Source organism: Marivivens marinus (assembly GCF_035969385.1).
Classification (GTDB): domain Bacteria; phylum Pseudomonadota; class Alphaproteobacteria; order Rhodobacterales; family Rhodobacteraceae; genus SELP01.
The window spans coordinates 302,016-320,296 of the sequence record NZ_JAYKKJ010000005.1 but is presented as its reverse complement, the minus strand read 5'-3'; the positions used below and the strand labels follow the sequence as shown (position 1 = coordinate 320,296).

The window sequence follows — 18,281 nt, the reverse complement described above, 5'->3', positions numbered from 1 at the left end:
TCCAGCGTCACGCTTGCCGCAGAGGAGACCGTTTGGTCAGGACCAGCATTCGCAACAGGGGCCGCATTTGAAGGCGCCTCAACCGTAATGGTCACGGCATCTGCTGAGCTTGATTCTGTTCCATCATTGACCGTCAAGGAGAACACAAGCACCGCATCTGCATCGCCGACAGCCAAAGTTGGAGCCGTAAAGGTGGGCTGCGCTGCTGTAGTGCTTGAGAGGGTAACAGATGTGCCAGATGTCTGCGTCCATGCATAGGTGAGGGCATCGCTGTCGGCATCGCTGGACGTAGTACCATCCAGCGTCACGCTTGCCGCAGAGGAGACCGTTTGGTCAGGACCAGCATTCGCAACAGGGGCCGCATTTGAAGGCGCGCCAGAGGAAAAGCCTATAAAGGTCGTTTTTGTGTCGGGGTCTAAATCCCCCCAGATCTGAACCTCAAAACTGTATTGCCCGTTCACAAGTGAGCTGTTTAAAACGTTTGCTCTCACATATTGGAAAGTTGATAGGTTTGAAATTCCGATAAAGCCTGTGCTTATACCGGTGTTGGGCGTTCCGTCTGATTGAACGAAAAGTTGACCTGAAGTGCCAAAACTAGCATCACGACTGTAAAACAGTTCAACCCCATTAGCAGTTGTAGCGAAATATATTACGGCTCTAGTCTCGGTCGACTCTGCCCCTAGCGCCGGAATTTGATAAGTTTCACCTTCCACGACCGATATAGTGTCCTGCGCAAAAACGGCCGATGCCGCCGCCAGGACCATCGCCAATGAGATGACCGCGTTAAATAAATATTTTTTCATTTTTATCCTACATACTACATAAGGGGGTTAGGGTTAGCATCCGCGATTGAGATCAGTGCACGAATTGAAGTTGTTTGACCAAAGGATCCATCGAAACGCTCAATACCGGAATTTCGTTACTGCACCCTGTACGTCAACTAAGCATTCTACTTTGAGAAGGCTTGAAAACTGCTACAGCTTCCAGGCGAGATTGCGATACCGCGAACGCTTTTTTAAAAGCATTTTTCGCACGTTAGTCTCCAGTTACATTTCCTTAAAAATCCTTGCATTTTCTTGCGATCAGGATTTCTCAATGAGGCTCTGTTGCACAAATCCCGTCAGGGATTCATCTCGTGAATCCAGCGTGGTAGCCGGGGTTCATGAGCAGACCCACACCCCCGACCTACAAGACCAGGAACTGGCCAGCCTATAATGAAGCGCTCAAGCGCCGGGGCTCGCTGACGATCTGGTTCGACCCCGAGATGAGCTGAGATGCCGCGCCGACAGGCAGGCGTGGCCGCCAGCAGACCTACAGCGATGCCGCCATTCAGACGTGCCTTTCGATGAAGGTACTATTCGGCATGGCGCTCAGACAGACGACCGGCTTCGTCGAGAGCCTGCTGCAGCTGGTTGGCCCCGACTGGGCGGTGCCTGACTTCAGCACCCTGTCCCGCCGCCAGAAGACCTTGGCTGTGAACATACCGTATCGCGGGTCCAAGGGGCCGCTGCACTTGCTGATCGACAGCACGGGCATCAAGGTCGAGGGCGAAGGCGAGTGGCACGCCCGCAAGCATGGCGGCCGGAAACAGCGCGTCTGGCGCAAGATCCATCTGGGGATTGATGAGCAAACGCTGAAGGTTCGAGCCGTGGAGATCACAGGGAGCCACATCGGCGATGCGCCGGTGCTACCCGACCTGCTCAAACAGATCCCGGCGCACGAGCAGATTGGCAGCGTCACCGCTGACGGAGCCTACGACACCCGCAAATGCCACGATGCCATCGCTGACCGCGGTGCTCACGCTGTCATTCCGCCCCGCAAGAACGCCAAACCGTGGAAGACAGTCACCGCCGGCGCGGTCGCACGAAACGAAGCGCTGCGGGCATCGAAATACCTCGGTCGTGCCCTATGGCGACGATGGAGCGGATACCACCGCCGAAGCCGCGTCGAAACGAAGATGCACTGTGTGAAACTGCTGGGGCAGCGCCTCATGGCACGGGATTTCGACCGACAGGTCGCCGAGCTTCAGGTCCGCATCGCCGTCCTGAACGGCTACACGGCGCTCGGCATACCCGTCACAGAGTCCGTGGGATGAGTCCGGCCAGGGAAAGGGGAACCTCGGCCATCAGCCGATTTGTGCAACAGAGCCCCTCGCCACAACCGTCATCTTCCGGCTTTGACAATCAATGAGCCTGGAGCCTAAACCGAGTAAGTTCACAGTGACAATCAACAGGACGAGTCTGTCTGAAATCGGCATCGACGCCGCTCGGGAGGCTCAAACAGCGCGAAAATCACTGGAAACGGTGCCTGTCTGGCCCCATAGTGCCCTTAAGTGGCAATGTCGGTGCCGCCGAAGCCGTTAATCAGACCTTCATTTTGTTGCCAATGATTAACTACTACAGAAAAAAGCGCAACGATACCAAGAAAGAGGCTTAAGGATGTTAAAGGTTGCTTTTTTTGAAGACGACGAGAACTTTGCACAAGAGATTACAGAGTACTTTGCAGAAGAAAAAATAGAAATATTACACTTTAAAGATGGATCCTATGCCGATGTACTGAATTGGCATGATTTTGGATGCGTTATCATTGATTTAGAAATGCCTTCAGTGGATGGACGCGCTGTCTTAAAAAATCTACCACAAGATAATCGTCCTTTTATCCTTATCGTTTCGTCACACAGTGATTTGAGTACGCGTCTGGCATTGCTTGAGGCTGGTGCTGATTTTTTTATATCCAAGCCAATTGATGTTGAGGAGCTAGCAACGCTGGCAAGAAAAAATATAAGTAAGCTATGCAGCTCTTCTGATGCACCATGGCATCTTGATTCAAAAAAGTTATCATTAGCCCCACCATATGGCAAGAGCATAATACTGACGATGACAGAACGAAATATTATGGAGAGATTGATGCTCTCGCCAAATGTTGTTATCCCAAAAAATGAAATATTTTCCTTGATCTCTCCGATGACTACAGCTTTTGATGAAAGTAGCGTTAAAAGAGTAGAAGTTGCATTATCTCGCCTCCGATTAAAATTCCGAAAGAATGGACATGTTTTACCCATTAAGTCTGTCCGACACGTAGGCTATGTTTTCCTCGAAAACGCTGAGGTCAACAGATGAGTTTGACAGATATTTTTGGCGCGCAGTTTCCGTATTTGGCAACGTCAAGTTTCTCTGTATCTGCTCTTTTACTGATGTTGCCGGTTGACAAAACCCCACCTCCAGGGATTCGCAATGCGTCCTTGGGTTTTCTTTTAATTTCTATTTCGGCGCTTATTTTAACCTTGGCACAAGACCCCAATACTATAGCCTACCGAGGGTTCGCACTAATGCTAATGTTATTTGGTGTGTCTTGTCTTCTTGTGGGACTTGGAAATATTACTAGTGGCAGGAAAATTTTGACTATTTTTGCCGCAGTTGTTGCTAGTTTTGGTTTTCTTATTTTTGTCACTTGGATCCAATCACCGCCCTATTTCGTTCGACTAGCCGTTGTTGACATAATTTTTACTGTAACCTTCAGTTTTTTTGGATTATTTTCTTTGAAAATAAGCTCGTCGAATTACCCAATTTCTCGATTTGTCCTGTCCTGGTCTGCGTTTTCCTTCGCATTCATTAGTTTACTTCGACTGTTGTTTTTCTTATTTCTGCGCGAGCACTATTTTATGATAGTATATTTTTCTTACTTATATGTATCTATTGGTGTGTTTACAATTTTCGGTCTCGGGTTTGGGTTTGCCCTGACGCACGTTGAGTGGGTAAAGTCTGAAATCAAAATCAAAAACGTTGAAAATACCAAGTTATTAAATGATTTGAAAGCAAAAAAGAAAGACCTTAAAGACCTTAATAATTTTCTCACTCACGAAATAGTACGGCCGATAAATTCGGCAAAATCTTTATGTAAATCAATGCGCCCATTGGGGGATTATGCAGCATATGATGCAACACAATTCTATGCAAAGTATGAAAAATTACAGAAATTAGAAAACGAAATAGATAAAATGATAGCACAGATTCAAGCTGTTCGCAACTTTGACGACGTAACGAGCTTGCTTGACAACGTTTCTATTTCGGAATTAGATATCAAATATTATTTTGATACAGTCCAATCTCGTTGGAACGTGAATCTCAAACTGGACAAAAACACATTTGGCCGGAGCCTCCAAGCGGATTGCTTTCTGTTTGATATCGCCATTGATAATATCATCGAAAACGCATTTAAGCATGGCAATGGTGTCGTTAGTCTTTTCGTTTCATGCGATGAGCAAAATGTTTGTCATATTGACGTTATCGACGAAGGCGCAGGAATTCCAACGAGCCATTGGCAAGAAGTGTGGGATATCTATTTTAGATTTAACACTGCTTTGTCCAACGTAACTAATGGTAGCGGCATTGGGATGTTTCTAACTGGAAAAATTTTATCCGCCCACAAGGGCATAGCGCAAGTAGTGTCTAATTCGCCTTCTACAGTCAGAATGTCCTTACCTTGTCGATGAAAAAACTTATCTATGAGTTAGGCGTATCTGGGTTACAAATTTTGGCTGCAAGACTATAAAACAGCAGGATGAATAGTTACTCAATCCCTTTCCGTATTTCGGAAAAAAACTCCGCCTTGATAAATGAGCAGGTTCGGACAACTGGCACGGCCGGCTGACACTGCTAAATGGCAAGCGCCTAATTACGTCAGCCACGACCGATAACTTGGATGATGCCGCTGAAGCGGCGTTCAAAATCTACTATCAAGTTGAAGCCCGCATTGCGAACAAGCTGCCTGCCTCAACTCGTCAATTAAGGGATGCCGCCTGACCTGCGCCCTTTTGGTCCCTCAATCCTAACGAGGGTCTGAGGGTTGGATTTTGGTATTCTGATCCTGCGTCGGGTGCAAGCGCGTCAGGCGTGGAGGCCTTAGAGCATGTCGCCTCAGACCAGATTCAGGATTTCCTTGATGGTGGTCCTATGATTCCATGTCTTGCAGGCAGATATGGAGGTCAGAGATGGGCAAACCGCATCCTGTTGAGTTGCGTGAACGTGCCGTGCGGCTTGTCGAGCAGGGCAGCACGCACACAGAGGCGGCGCGGCGGCTGTGCGTGTCGATCAAGTTCGTTAATGACATGGTGCGGCTCAAGCGCGAGACCGGCTCGCTCGCACCGAAACCTCAGGGCAATCCCGGGCGCGGTAAACTGACCGGCGTCAAAGGCTGGGTGGAGAGCCGGATCACGGCGCAACCCGATCTGACGATTGACGAGTTGACCGCGGAACTGGCGGCGGAGCACGGGGTGAAGGTGCATCGGTCGTCGGTCGGTCGGCTGCTGCTCAGGCTCGGGCTGTCACACAAAAAAAGACCTGCAAGCGCTTGAACAGAAGCGCCAGGACGTGGCCAACCTGCGCCGCATCTGGATCGGCAAACGCCAGCCCTTCATGGCGAGGCATCTGGAAAGACTGGCCTTCATCGACGAGACATCGCTCAAGACGAACATGGCCAAGACCACCGGCTGGGCCCCGCGCAGGCAACGTCTGGTCGATCACGCGCCGTTTGGGCATTGGCGCACCCAGACCTTCATCGGCGCCCTGCGCCATGATCGCCTCGATGCCCCGTGGGTGATCGATGGCGCAATGAACGGCGAGCTGTTCGACCTCTATGTCGAGACCCGGCTGGTGACGACCCTGCGTCCCGGCGACGTGGTCATCCTCGACAACTTGTCGAGCCACAAGAGCCCCGGCGCAGCCAAGGCCATGCGCGATATCGGCGCGTGGTTCCTGTTCCTGCCACCCTACAGTCCCGACCTCAACCCGATCGAGATGGCCTTCTCGAAGCTCAAGGCCCTGATCCGAAAGGCTGCAGCCCGAACCTACCATGAACTTTGGCAGGCTGTCGGTCATGTGTGCGACCTCTTCACCGACGAGGAATGCTACAACTTCTTCAAGGCAGCAGGATACAAAACCGATTAAACGCGACACACTCTAGAAGGCTCAAACGTCTGACGCGCAGGCCTCGGGAGCGATATTTGCCGGAGATGTTCTTGGCTTTGCTGTGGTATTACTCATCGCGATGATGGGCTTTCTGAGATGCTCCCCGAAAACTGGACACTGACGTAAGCTCTGATTTGCTGTCTGCTGATCTTCACCACGAAGGAGATCAAAGATGTCGAAACGAAAGCAGCATGCCCCTGAGTTCAAGGCGAAGGTGGCGCTGGAAGCGCTGAAAGGCGAGGCGACCGTGTCGGAGTTGGCGAGCCGGTTCGGCGTGCATCCAACGATGATCAACCAATGGAAACGGGCGCTGCTGGATGGCGCGTCTGGTGTTTTTGAACGGGGCAGCCGCAAAGCGCCGGTGATCGATGAAGATCAGGTCCGGGATTTGCACGCGAAGATCGGGGAGCTGGCAGTGGCTAACTCTTTTTTGGAAAGAAAGCTCAAGCCCTGGGGCGGGAAGTGAGGCGCGGTATGATCGAACGCGACCATCCGGACCTGTCCATCGGCCAGCAGTGCACACTGCTATCGATCCCGCGGTCGTCGTTCTACTATTTGCCGCAGGAAGAGACGGAGCAGAACCTTGCGTTGATGCGGTTGATCGACGTGCAGTTCCTCGACACGCCGTTCTTCGGCGTTCGACAGATGACGTGGCACCTGCGCAACGATGGCCATGCGGTGAACGAGAAGCGCATCCGTCGGCTCATGCGGCTGATGTGCCTTATGCCGATCTACCAGATACCCAACACCAGCAAGCCGACGAAAGGGCACAAAACCTATCCTTACCTTTTGCGCGGGCTGCGGGTAGACCGGCCAAACCAGGTCTGGTGTGTGGACATTACCTATCTGCCGATGCGTCGCGGGTTCCTCTATCTGGTGGCAATCATGGACTGGCATACCCGGATGGGTCTATCGTGGCGGATATCCAATACGCTGGAGGCCGACTTCTGCGTCGAAGCGCTGAACGAGGCGATCTATCGGTTCGGACCGCCAGACATCATGAACAGCGATCAAGGATCTCAGTTCACATCTTTCGCCTGGACAGACCGCCTACGTCGGTCGGGCATCCGCATCTCGATGGACGGCAAAGGTCGCTATCTGGACAACATCTTCATTGAGCGGCTGTGGCGAACCCTGAAATACGAGTGCGTCTATCTGCACGCCTGGGAGACCGGATCGCACGCACGCGCCGGTGTCCGCAACTGGATGGAGTTCTATAATCACCGCCGCCCGCACAAAGCCCTTGGCAGCCGACCACCAGCAGTGGTCTACTCACTGCAAATCGAAGCAACCCAACCCGATCAGCAGGAGCAAGTTAGAGCTTAGAAAGCGCCAGAAACTGTCCAAGGAATGGGGAGCACCTCATTCGGCTCTTGCGAGATGTGCCCAAAGTTTTAGATCTGCGGCCTTTTACCTAGGATTATTGCCGTGAAATTCGCAGGTGAAACGTTATGTTCAACACTACGAAAACTTGGGAGGTTATATTTACGGATTTGCGCATTATGATACGCATCAACATATTTTGCAAATAAAACTAATATAAATCAATTACTTAATAATGAGTAAATTATTTGCAAATCCGTGTACACCGGTTCGATTCCGGTACTCGCCTCCAGGAGCTTTCCCTTCATCTCCGCGAACCCTTGTCGAACGAGACAGGCAAATAGATTTGCGGGTCGAAGGTTGTGGCGCGGCCCGGCCCGGCGCTTTTCCCAACTGTTGCGACCATCCGCCCGATCAACGCGCGGCATAGCGGGTGAAGCGGGGTTGCAAGGACCATTGTGACATAGCCGTCGGCAAGGGCCGCGCGGCTGTCCGGGGTCAGTTCGTTCACGATCAGAGATACCGCGCCGGGCGGGCGTTCGTCCCGCAAGGCGGCAATTGCGCCTTCCATGCCGCCCCCGGCAACGTAAAGCCCAGCGATATCCGGGTGCCGGTGCAGCAGGTCCAGCGTGGCCTGATAGGTCAGTTGCCGGGTTTCAAGGTTCACCACCGTGTCGATCAGCGCGGCGCCAGGGGCCTGCTTGCCCAACACCTCACGGAACCCGGCATCGCGCAGGGCCTGCCCATGCCAACGCGCGCCGCCGACAAAAACCGCGACCCGGCCCTGGCATGGCAGGCTGCGCGCCATCATCCACCCGGCCAGCCGCCCGACCTTGCTGTTGTCCGTACCGAAATACCCGGCCGATGCCGGACCGCCAAAATCGTTCAACAACGGAAAGACCGGCTTGCCCGACGCCATCAGGTCCTTTGTCAGGTCCAGAAGGCGTGGGTGGTTGATAGCTGTGGCGGCTACGGCTGCGCCCACTTCGGCTGCGACCCGGATCGTTCGGCAGAAATCCTCGGGCGACTGCGAGGGCGAGAAGTGGATTGTCGGGCGCACATCCGCCCCCTGCCAATCGGCGCAGGCTTGTTCGATGGTCGTGGCGAAGGCGCGGTAAAAATCCTGCGTTGCCTTGTGCAGCACAAAGGACAGCGGGATTATGCCTGCGGCTTCAAGGGCGGGGCTGTTGTGAGCGGGGACATATCCAATCCGCTTGGCGGCCTCTGCCACCGCCGCGCGGGACCGGGCCGAGACATTGGCGCGGCCGTTCAGGACCCGGTCTACCGTGGCGGTGCCGACCCCGGCGGCGCGGGCGAGGTCATGGATGGTGGGGCGGCGGGGCATGGGTAGACCGATACTTGCGTGATGGTTTCGCGTCATGGTGACGGTGCAAGATTGATGTAAACTGATGTGATTGGTCCCGCAAATTCTTTATCCCTACGCTGACCCGTGGCTAGGCTCTGTCCGACGAACTCGAAAAGGGGCGGGGCGATGGCGAAACGCGATTATTCCATGTTGGGGCCGGACGCGCGGCGGGCGGTGGAAACCGGGCTGGCGGCAGCGGAGTGGTATCACACGGATGTCCCGCGCAAGGAGATGAAGGCGCTGATGCAACGGTCTGACGGGCCTGCGATCCGCGATACCGTGATCCTGTTCGGTGCCATGATCCTTTTTGCAGGCATCGGCATCGCGCTCTGGCCGTCCTGGTGGTCGGCGCCGTTCTGGCTGGCTTATGGCGTTCTGTACGGGTCTGCGATGGACAGCCGCTGGCACGAATGTAGCCACGGCACGGCCTTCAAGACCCGGCACTACAACGACTGGATGTACCAGATCGCCAGCTTCTGCATGATCCGCAATCCGGTCACGTGGCGCTGGTCCCATACCCGGCACCACACCGATACGATCATCGTCGGGCGCGACCCCGAGATCGTCTTCATGCGGCCCCCCGAACTGGCCCGGATCTTCGCCAACTTCTTCGGCATCTTCGACACCATTAACGGGGTGCGTCGGATGCTGTTGAATGCGGCCGGGAAAATTCACCCGGAAGAGGCGACATGGATCCCCGAGACCGAGCAGCCCAAGGTCATTCGCGTGGCCCGGATCTGGCTGGCGATCTACCTTGCGGTGATCGGGCTGGCGCTTTGGATAGGGTCGATCCTGCCGCTGATGGTGATCGGTCTGCCGCGGCTATACGGGGCGTGGCACCATGTTCTGACCGGGCTGATGCAGCACGGCGGGCTGGCCGAAAACGTGATCGACCACCGGCTGAACAGCCGGACGGTCTACCTGAACCCCATCAGCCGCTTCATCTACTGGAACATGAATTACCACGTGGAACACCACATGTTCCCGATGGTGCCCTACCACCGGCTGCCCGACCTCCACGCGGCGATCAAACATGACCTGCCCGCGCCCAACCGGTCGTTCCTGGACGCCTACCGAGAGATGTGGCCCGCCATCAAACGTCAGCTTCTGAACGAGGATTATTTCCTCAAGCGCGAGCTGCCGCCCACCGCCAAACCCTACCGCGAGGACTTCCATGTCGAAGCCCTTGGCCAGCCCGCCGAATAGAAGGAGACCGCACAGATGGCCCAATGGATTGATGCCTGTTCCACCGACGACATCGAGGAAGAAGACCTGATCCGGTTCGACCACGCCGGGCGGACCTTTGCGATCTATCACAGCCCGGACGGGGACTTCTTCTGCACCGATGGCCTCTGCACCCACGAACATGTGCATCTGGAGGACGGTCTGGTCATGGAATACGAAATCGAATGCCCCAAGCATAACGCGACCTTCGACTACCGGACCGGAGAAGCGATGCGCGCGCCCGCCTGCGTGAACCTGAACACCTACAAGACCAAGGTCGAAGGTGGCCGGGTCTGGATCGAAGTCTGAACGATGGGCCTTTATCACTACCGCCCCACCGTCGCCGACCTGCGCGCCCGCAAGGCGCGGGGCGACAAGCTGACCATGCTGTTCGTCGAAACCCCGGAGGAGGCCCGCGCCGCCGCAGCAGCGGGGATCGACATGCTGTCGATCATCGATCCGCTCTGGACCCCGGACATGCGCGAGGCGGCGGGGAACTGCTTTGTGCAGGTCGGCCTGCTTTACGGAGAGCTGGTGACCGCCGAGGACTATCTGCGCGCGGCCTTCCGGGCGATGAATATCGGCGGGGATTGCGTCTATTGTTCTGCCGCGCCCGATATCCAGAAGGCGTTGTGCGACAACGGTATTCCCGTGGTGGCCCATGTGGGCCTGATCCCCAGCCAATGCACCTGGACCGGCGGGTTCAAGGCCGTGGGCAAGACCGCCGACAGCGCCCGCGCGGTCTGGGATCATGTGAAACGGCTGGAAGAGATCGGCTGCTTCGGGGCCGAGCTGGAGGTTGTCCCCGACCGGGTTGCAGAGGTGATCGCCAAGAACACGCCACTATTGATGCTGGGGATGGGGGCCGGGGCGCATGCCGATGCGCAATACCTGTTTGCCGAGGACGTCTTGGGCCACGGCACCAACAAGGCACCGCGCCATGCCAAGACCTACCGCAACTTCGCCGCCGAATTCGCGCGGCTGCAAACCGAACGGATCGCCGCCTTCGCAGAGTTCAAGGCGGACGTGTCCAGCGGCACTTACCCGGCGAATGAGCATGTGGTGCCCATCGCGGACGACGAATTCGCGGCGTTCGAGGCCTTTGTCAGCGCGACTTAGAGTAGCCCGCGGATCACCTCACGCGCCCGCACAATGAGCGGCTCTTCGACGGCGGAGAGGATGCCGATCCGGTCGAACCGGTCGGGGTGGGCGGTCAGCGTGTCGCGCAGCGCCTGACCAAAGGTCATCCGCAGTTCCGTGCCGATGTTGAATTTGCAGATCGCGCTGTCGCGGGCGAGCGTGCGGCGCAGGTCATGCAGCAGGCCCGACCCGCCGTGGATCACCAGCGGCACATCGGTTCCCGCCTCAATCCCGGCCAGACGGGCGCGGTCGATCTCGGCGGCCTGACTGGTCTGCAAATGCACGTTCCCGATGGAAATCGCCATCGCATCCACCCCGGTTTCCGCCGCGAAACGGGCGGCCTCTGCCGGGTCTGTCCCCAGCGACTCCGCGCCCTTGTCATAGCCGACGAACCCGATCTCGCCCTCGCAGGACACGCCTGCGGCATGTGCGGCCTGCACGATGGCGCGGGTTTGGGCGATATTGTCCTCCAAGGGCAGGGCCGATCCGTCGAACATGACCGAGGTGAAGCCGAGCGCGATCGCCTCATGGCATTCCGCCGCTGACTTGCCGTGGTCAAGGTGGGACACGACCGGCACGGTCGCCGCATCCGCCAGCGCGTGGAACATCGCGGCCCAGACGGGCAGGGGCATATGTGCCCGCGCCCCCGGCCCGGCCTGAAGGATCACCGGCGCGCCCTCGGCCTCTGCCGCCGCCACATAGGCGCGGGCGTCCTCCCACCCAAGACAGACCAGCCCCGCCACGGCATAGCCGTCGCGCAGGGCCGGTTGTAGCACCTCTGCCAGCGTCGCGCGGGTCATTTGAACTTGGCCACCATATCCATGATGCCGGGGATGGTGTGCAGCTGTTCGGCATGGGTTGGCTGGAAATACTGCTTCAGCGACCGCTGGCTGAGACCGCCCAGGATGGTGAAATAGTACATTTCATATCCCGGCAGCACGCAGCAGGGGTGATAGCCCTTGTCGATCAGCACGGTGGACCCGTTCATGACGTGATAGGCGTCGCCCGGTTCATTGTCTTCGCGCTGCAACATCTGCAGGCCCGACCCGTAGTCGGGCTTGAACCGGAAGTTATAGGTCTCGTCGTGGCGGGTTTCGTCCGGCAGGCGGTCGGTGTCATGCTTGTGCGACGGAAAGCCGGACCAGCCGCCCGCGCCCACGGTGAACAGTTCCGACACCAGCAGACGGCCCACCCGGTCGTGGTAGGACGCCCCAAGGATGTGCTTGATCTTGCGGTGGGTCTTGGTGTCGTCGGACCCGTATTGCACCACATCCAACTCATGCTTGCGCACGGCGAAGGGCTTTAGCGTCTCGGCGAATTTCGCGCCGGCGATGAAGACCTCTGTCGCGGTTCGGGCGGTGATCCGGGCGCCGGTGTCGGTGGGCACATAGACCCCTTCCGGTTCGCCATCCCAGACATCCGCGCCCCGGTTGCCGATTTCGGCATAGGTTTCGCCGCCGGTTTCCACATCCACCGTGCCGGTCGCGGGCACGATGCAGGTTTCGTAGCCGGGCAGGCGGTAGTCATAGGTCTCGCCCGGCTGCAACTTGACGATGTTGAAATAGTTCAGCGGAACCAACGGGTGATCCGCGTCGACGATCGGCTGATTGGCGTTGTCGAAGGGGGGAATGTGCATGTCTCTCTCCTATCCGGCGGGGCGCATCTGGGCGCGCGCCATGAAGTCTGTCAGTTCGGCGCGGGTCGGGCTGGCAGGGGCGCAGCCGACGCGGGACACCACCAGCGCGGCGGCGGCGGACCCGACCTGAACCGCATCGGCCACGCTGTCGCCTTCCGCCAGACCGGCAAGGAAGCCGGCCATGAAACTGTCGCCCGCGCCGATGGGCTTGATGGCTTTCGTCTCATAGATGCCGGTGCGGGTCTCGCCCTCGGGGGTGATCGTGATCGCGCCCTTTTCGCCCATCTTGTAGACGACGATCAGCGCCCCGTCCCGGACCAGAGACCGCGCCTTTTCCAACCCGTCGCCACCCGGTCCGGCCATGAAGCTGAATTCGACATCATTGCCGATGATGATGTCACACAGGTTGGCCGCGCGGGAATAGACCTCTGCCGCGACCTCGGCCGAGGGCCAGGAATAGGGGCGGTAGTCCACGTCGAATACCAGCGGCAGCCCCGCTGCCTTCGCCAGATCGAAGGCACGGAAGGTCGCGCTGCGCGATGGTTCGGCCGCCAGAACCGTCCCGGTCGTGACAAGGACGGAAAAGCCTGCATAGGGCAGGCCGGTCACGTCGCGGTCGTCCATCGTGAAATCGGCGGCGTTGTTGCGGTAAAGGACCGATTGGAACCCGTCCCAGCGGGTTTCGGCCAGCGCCAACGAATTGCGTGCTTCGCCCCCCACGGTCCGGACAAAGCGGCGGTCGACGCCATAGGCATCCAGCTGGGCCAGACAGAACCGGCCAACCGCATCGTCCGACACGCAGGTGACAAGCGCGGCATCGCAGCCCAGACGGCACAGGCCCGCCGCGATATTGGCCGACGATCCGCCAAGGGCGGTGGTATAGGCGGTCGCCTGTTCAAGCGGGGTTCCCGGCGGATCGGCGTACAGATCCATCCCCGCCCGTCCGATGACAAGGAAGCCCTTTCCGGCAAGGCGTTTCAATTCTTTCATGGGCACGCTCGTTTGGAGTTGCACTGGAATTGCGCCGACGATACATATTTTGCAACCGGTTGCAATAGTGGGGAGGGTGCCATGCCCGAAATCGGAATTGGGATCGTCGGGGGCGGCTACATGGGCAAGGCCCATTCGGTGGCGATGTCCTCGGTCGGGGCAATCTTCGACACTCCGTTGCGTCCCCGGCTTGAGATGATCGCGGCCTCGTCCCCCGCAAGCGCGGAGCAGTATCGGGCGGCCTTTGGCTTTGCCCGGGCGGCTGCCGATTGGCAGGCGCTGGTCAACGACCCGGCAGTCGAGGCGGTGGTCATCGCCTCGCCGCAGGAGACCCACCGCGCCATCGCCGAAGCAGCCCTTGCGCTGGGCAAGCCTGTCCTGTGTGAAAAACCGCTGGCCGACACGATCGAGGATTCGCGGGCCATGGTCGCCGCGGCCGAGGCGGCAGGCGTGCCGAACATGATCGGGTTCAACTACATCCGCACCCCCGCCAGCCAGTTCGTACGCCAATTGCTGGCCGGCGACACCATCGGGCGGGTCACGTGGTTTCGGATGGAGCATACCGAGGATTTCCTGTCGGACCCGGACGAACCGTTCAACTGGCGCTGCAAGGGCATGGCAAACGGCAACCTGGGCGATCTGGCACCGCATCCGATCAACGCCGCATTGGCCCTGATGGGGCCGATTGCGCGGGTGTTTGCGGACTATGAAACCGTCCATGTGGACCGGCCCGGCGGCACCGTCGACAATGACGATCAGGCGCAGCTGATGTGCCGGTTTAAAAACGGGGTGATGGGGCATATCTTTTCCAGCCGCGTCGCGACCGGGCGCAAGATGGGCTATGCCTATGAAATTACCGGAACCAAGGGCGCGATCCGCTTTGATCAGGAAGACCAGAACGCGGTCTGGCTGTATCTGGCCGAGGGGCCAGAAGCCACGCGCGGGTTCCGCAAGATCCTGACCGGTCCGGCCCATCCCGATTACCTTCCGTTCTGTCAGGGTCCCGGGCACGGCACCGGTTATCAGGATCAGATCATCATTGAAGCCAAGGATTTCCTGACCGCCATCCACACCGGGCAGGCGATCTGGCCGACCTTCCGCGATGGGCTTGCCGTGGCCGAGGTGATTGCCGCGGCAGAGGCCTCCAAATCGCGCGAGGCCTGGGTCGACGTCAGCGAGTTTAAGATAACCCCCTAAACCGGGTGCCCGGCGGACAAGACCGGCCCCGACAACCACAGGAGACGACAGCAATGGCAAGACTGCGTTGGGGCATGATCGGCGGCGGCGAAGGCAGCCAGATCGGCCCAGCACACCGTCTGGGCGCGGGCCTTGACGGGCATTTCGAATTCACCGCCGGGGCGCTGGATCACCGTCCCGACGCGGGTCGCGACTATGGCCAGCGGCTTGGCCTTGCTGCCGACCGCGCCTATGGCGACTGGCGCGAGATGCTGGAGGGCGAAAAGGGCCGTGATGACCGGATCGACCTTGTCACCGTCGCCACGCCGAACGCGACCCATTTCGAAATCACCAAGGCCTATCTGGAGGCCGGGTTTCACGTCCTGTGCGAAAAGCCGATGACGATGACCGTCGAAGAAGGCGAGGAGATCGTGAAACTGGCGAAATCCGTCGGGCGCATCTGCGCGGTCAACTACGGCTATACCGGCTACAGCCTTGTCCGGCACATGCGGGCGATGGTGGCGCGGGGCGATCTTGGGGCGATCCGGTTGGTGAAGGCGGAATTCGCCCATGGGCACCACGCCGATGCCGCGGATGCCGACAATCCGCGCGTCCGTTGGCGGTATGACCCGGCGCAGGCCGGGGTCAGTGCGCAGTTTGCCGATTGTGGCATTCATGCGCTGCACATGGCGTCCTTCGTGATCGGGCAAGAGGCCGAAAAACTGAGCGCCGATACCGTGTCCTGCATCGCCAGCCGCGAGTTGGAAGACGATGCTATGGTCAACCTGCGGTTTGACGGAGGTGCGGTTGGGCGTCTTTGGACGTCGTCAATTGCCCTTGGGCGGCAACATGGGCTGACGCTCCAGGTCTTCGGGGAAAAGGGCGGGCTGCGCTGGGCGCAGGAACAGCCGAACCAACTGTATTGGATGCCCCTGGGTGGGCGATTGCAGGTGATCGAACGGGGCGAAGGCGGGTTGTCGCCGGAGGCCGACCGCACCAGCCGGGTCACCGTCGGGCACGCCGAGGGGATGCCGCTGGCCTTCGCCAATATCTACGCCGACCTGGCCGAGGCGATCCGGGCAGGGAAGGAAGGGCGGGCCATGGACCCCGCCGCCGATCTATACCCGCGCGCCGAAGACGGGCTGCGGTCCATGGCGGCTGTCTTTGCGGTGGCGGAAAGCGGCAAGGCCGACGGCACTTGGGTCGACGCCCGGCCGCCGATGTTCCGCTAGGGACGGGTGGGGGCGGCCCGCAGGGTCGCCCTTTCGACCAAGGTGCAGGGCAAGAGCCGCCGCTGCGGCGCCCTGTCTGGGTCGGCGATCCGGTCCCGGATCAGGCCGACCGCCGTGGTGACGATATCCTCGGTCGGTTGCCGGATGGTGGTCAGAGACACGTGATCCCACCCCGCCATGGCCATATCGTTCAACCCAAGCAGACCGACATCGCCCGGGATGGATTTGCCGGCCTGCCGGACCGCATCCATCGCGCCCACGGCGATCACGTCATCGCCGCAAAACCATGCTTCGACCCCGGCGGCATCGGTTAGCGCCTCGGCCATTGCGGCACGGCCCGATCCATAGGAATAGGCCCCGGCATAGCGGACGACCGGGGTGATCCCCGCCTCTGCCAACCCGTCGATAAAGCCCTGCAACCGGTCACCCGTTGTGGCCGCCGTGCGCGGACCGCCCAGAAACCCGACCCTGCGATAGCCGCGGTCGATCATGGCCTGCGCTGCCAACCGGCCGGCCCCGGCGTTGTTTATGCTGACTAGGTCGGCGTGCCGCGCCGGCGATGACCAGCCGAACACATGAACCACCGGCAATCCCGCCTTTTGGAACATGTTTGAAAACTCCGGCGGTAAGCTGGAGGACGCGACGATCACCCCGTCCACATTGTACTGCCGCAACATGTTGAGCGACCGTTCCGCATCCCCCTCGTCGCTGAGGTTTACCAGAAGCGGGCGCAACTCGGCGGCCTGAAGGGCGCGGGTGAACCTGTCGAAGATCTCAAGGAAATAGGGGTTGGCGAAGTTATTCGAGATTAGCCCAATCAGCTTGGTCCTTCCCGTCGTCAGGCTGGAGGCAAGGACGTTCGGCGAATAGCCCAGTTCGGTGGCCGCCGCCTCGACCTTGGCGCGGGTCTTGGCCGAAACTGACGCTCCCGGCGTAAAGGTGCGCGACACGGCGGATTTCGACACGCCAGCGCGTAGCGCGACATCCTGAAGGGTGATGGGCATTCGGGCTCCGTTAGAAGGGCCTTCCTATCAGATGCCGAGGCCACGGTTTTTGCAACCCGTTGCAAGATCTGCGCCGAATTTTCTGAACACTTGCCGAAAATACATCATCTGTGATCAACTGGGACGCGCTGAAGAAGGGGATGTGCCATGGCCCGCAGAGCGACGATCAAGGATGTGGCCCGCGCGTCGGGGCTGAGCACGGCAACCATTGACCGCGCGTTAAACGGGCGGGCCAAGGTCCGCGAGGAGACCCTGCGCAAGATCGCCGAGGCAGCCCGCGAGGTCGGCTATCACGCGCGGGGGGTGATTGACTATCGGCTTGACGCCTCTGTACCGGAACTTCGGCTTGGGCTGCTGCTGCTGAAGGAAAAGCAACCCTTCTATCAAGCCTTCCGGGCCGAGGCGGAGCGGGCTATCGCGTCGCGCACCGACATTCGCGGATCAATCACGATCCGGTTTGCCCAGTCACAATCCCCAGCCGAATTTGCCGAACTTCTGCTGGACCTTGGCCGGGTGTCGGATGCCGTCGCCGGGATCGCGGTGAACCATCCCGCATTGGACAAGGCCGTTGGCGACCTGAAGTCGAAAGGGGTGCCGACCTTCTCGCTTTTGAATGACTTTGCGCAGGGAATTCGTAGAAGTTACATAGGGTTGAACAATATCAAAGTTGGCAGGCAGGCGGCCTGGATGCTGACCCAGACCGCCTCGCCCGGGAAGGTGGCGATCTTCGTGGGTGGCAATCGCTGGCACGGTCACGACCTGCGCGAGGTCGGATTTCGCGCCTTCATGCGGGAGAATGCGCCGGGCTACGAAACGCTCGAGGCGCTGGTGAACCTTGAAACCCGGCAACTGACCTACGAGGCGACGCTGAACCTGTTGGATCGTCACCCTGACCTCCGCGGCATCTATGTTGCGGGCGGCGGGATGGAAGGGGCAATCGCCGCCCTACGAGAGGCACGGCCGCCGGGAAAGGTTCGGCTTGTCGTCAATGAAGTGACCCCGGACAGCAGGGCGGGACTGCTCGATGGTTATATCCAGATGGTGATGGTGACGCCGTTGCAAGAGCTGTGCCAGAGCACCATCGACCTGGCGATCAAGGCGCGCGCGGAGCCCAATGAAACCGCGTTTGAGCAGCATTTTCTGGATCCCCGGATCGTGCTTCCGGAAATCATTTGATGATGCAAAAACATCATTTTGCTTGCGCAGAAAAACATCACGATTGAG

General features: G+C 58.7%; 17 protein-coding genes and 1 pseudogene. 12 read left to right on the top strand and 6 right to left on the bottom strand.

Features of this window, described 5'->3' with window-relative positions; all coding sequences use genetic code 11:
- Window positions 1–803: PKD domain-containing protein (locus tag U3648_RS10630; protein WP_420859205.1), on the bottom strand; the 803-nt coding region annotated here is incomplete at its 3' end.
- A 359-nt stretch (window positions 804–1,162) separates the two neighbouring features.
- On the opposite strand from U3648_RS10630, the pseudogene U3648_RS10625 reads away from it, so the two are divergent.
- The 6 genes and pseudogenes from U3648_RS10625 (at window position 1,163) to U3648_RS10600 (ending at window position 7,292) form a co-directional block, all read left to right on the top strand.
- Window positions 1,163–2,095 (top strand): annotated as a pseudogene (locus tag U3648_RS10625) (IS5 family transposase).
- 343 nt (window positions 2,096–2,438) lie between these two features.
- On the top strand, window positions 2,439–3,119 hold the full coding sequence (locus U3648_RS10620) for a response regulator transcription factor (protein WP_420859204.1): 681 nt from the start codon (window positions 2,439–2,441) through the stop codon (window positions 3,117–3,119).
- On the top strand, window positions 3,116–4,492 hold the full coding sequence (locus U3648_RS10615; RefSeq protein WP_420859203.1) for a sensor histidine kinase: 1,377 nt from the start codon (window positions 3,116–3,118) through the stop codon (window positions 4,490–4,492). Before U3648_RS10620 ends, U3648_RS10615 begins: the two co-directional genes overlap by 4 nt.
- Before the next feature lie 498 nt (window positions 4,493–4,990).
- Window positions 4,991–5,353 carry a helix-turn-helix domain-containing protein gene (locus U3648_RS10610; protein ID WP_420859202.1) on the top strand — a complete coding sequence of 121 codons (363 nt, stop codon included), beginning with the start codon at window positions 4,991–4,993 and terminating at the stop codon, window positions 5,351–5,353.
- Window positions 5,354–5,369: 16 nt separating this feature from the next.
- Window positions 5,370–5,945: an IS630 family transposase gene (locus U3648_RS10605; RefSeq protein ID WP_420859201.1), complete on the top strand. Its 576-nt coding sequence runs from the start codon at window positions 5,370–5,372 to the stop codon at window positions 5,943–5,945.
- A 193-nt stretch (window positions 5,946–6,138) separates the two neighbouring features.
- A protein-coding gene (locus U3648_RS10600; RefSeq protein ID WP_420859200.1) for an IS3 family transposase occupies window positions 6,139–7,292 on the top strand; the annotation gives its coding sequence in 2 pieces (ribosomal slippage) (window positions 6,139–6,391 and window positions 6,391–7,292; 1,155 coding nt in all).
- A gap of 301 nt (window positions 7,293–7,593) precedes the next feature.
- Here U3648_RS10600 and U3648_RS10595 read toward each other — a convergent pair.
- On the bottom strand, window positions 7,594–8,634 hold the full coding sequence (locus U3648_RS10595; RefSeq protein ID WP_420859199.1) for a LacI family DNA-binding transcriptional regulator: 1,041 nt from the start codon (window positions 8,632–8,634) through the stop codon (window positions 7,594–7,596).
- 147 nt (window positions 8,635–8,781) lie between these two features.
- Between U3648_RS10595 and U3648_RS10590 the strand changes: the two genes are divergently transcribed.
- From U3648_RS10590 to U3648_RS10580, 3 genes are read left to right on the top strand one after another with little or no spacing between them, the layout of a single operon-like run.
- Window positions 8,782–9,861, top strand: a complete 1,080-nt coding sequence (locus U3648_RS10590; protein WP_420859198.1) for a fatty acid desaturase family protein — start codon at window positions 8,782–8,784, stop codon at window positions 9,859–9,861.
- A 15-nt stretch (window positions 9,862–9,876) separates the two neighbouring features.
- Window positions 9,877–10,188, top strand: a complete 312-nt coding sequence (locus tag U3648_RS10585; RefSeq protein ID WP_129683545.1) for a MocE family 2Fe-2S type ferredoxin — start codon at window positions 9,877–9,879, stop codon at window positions 10,186–10,188.
- Between the two features lie 3 nt (window positions 10,189–10,191).
- A complete protein-coding gene (locus U3648_RS10580; protein WP_420859197.1) occupies window positions 10,192–10,998 on the top strand; it encodes a 3-methyl-2-oxobutanoate hydroxymethyltransferase in 807 nt (268 codons plus the stop codon).
- On the opposite strand, the gene U3648_RS10575 is transcribed toward U3648_RS10580, so the two are convergent.
- The 3 genes from U3648_RS10575 to iolC are packed head-to-tail and all read right to left on the bottom strand — an operon-like array spanning window position 10,995 to window position 13,645.
- Window positions 10,995–11,819, bottom strand: a complete 825-nt coding sequence (locus tag U3648_RS10575; RefSeq protein WP_420859196.1) for a class II fructose-bisphosphate aldolase — start codon at window positions 11,817–11,819, stop codon at window positions 10,995–10,997. The two genes, U3648_RS10580 and U3648_RS10575, sit on opposite strands and share 4 nt — an antisense overlap.
- The gene (locus U3648_RS10570) at window positions 11,816–12,655 is read right to left on the bottom strand and encodes a 5-deoxy-glucuronate isomerase (protein ID WP_420859195.1); all 840 of its coding nucleotides are present in this window, start codon (window positions 12,653–12,655) and stop codon (window positions 11,816–11,818) included. Before U3648_RS10570 ends, U3648_RS10575 begins: the two co-directional genes overlap by 4 nt.
- A gap of 9 nt (window positions 12,656–12,664) precedes the next feature.
- Window positions 12,665–13,645 (bottom strand): 5-dehydro-2-deoxygluconokinase, encoded by a 981-nt coding sequence (iolC, locus tag U3648_RS10565; RefSeq protein WP_420859194.1) that lies wholly within the window; start codon window positions 13,643–13,645, stop codon window positions 12,665–12,667.
- Window positions 13,646–13,726: 81 nt separating this feature from the next.
- Here iolC and U3648_RS10560 point away from each other — a divergent pair, with 81 nt between their 5' ends.
- Together U3648_RS10560 and U3648_RS10555 are read left to right on the top strand one after the other, a co-directional pair.
- Window positions 13,727–14,842, top strand: a complete 1,116-nt coding sequence (locus tag U3648_RS10560) for a Gfo/Idh/MocA family protein (protein WP_420859193.1) — start codon at window positions 13,727–13,729, stop codon at window positions 14,840–14,842.
- Between the two features lie 53 nt (window positions 14,843–14,895).
- On the top strand, window positions 14,896–16,053 hold the full coding sequence (locus U3648_RS10555; protein ID WP_420859192.1) for a Gfo/Idh/MocA family protein: 1,158 nt from the start codon (window positions 14,896–14,898) through the stop codon (window positions 16,051–16,053).
- Here U3648_RS10555 and U3648_RS10550 read toward each other — a convergent pair.
- Window positions 16,050–17,057 carry a LacI family DNA-binding transcriptional regulator gene (locus tag U3648_RS10550; protein WP_420859191.1) on the bottom strand — a complete coding sequence of 336 codons (1,008 nt, stop codon included), beginning with the start codon at window positions 17,055–17,057 and terminating at the stop codon, window positions 16,050–16,052. The genes U3648_RS10555 and U3648_RS10550 overlap by 4 nt on opposite strands.
- A gap of 147 nt (window positions 17,058–17,204) precedes the next feature.
- Here U3648_RS10550 and U3648_RS10545 point away from each other — a divergent pair, with 147 nt between their 5' ends.
- Complete coding sequence (locus tag U3648_RS10545; RefSeq protein WP_420859190.1) at window positions 17,205–18,233, top strand: LacI family DNA-binding transcriptional regulator; 1,029 nt, start codon at window positions 17,205–17,207, stop codon at window positions 18,231–18,233.
- Window positions 18,234–18,281: the final 48 nt, after the last annotated feature.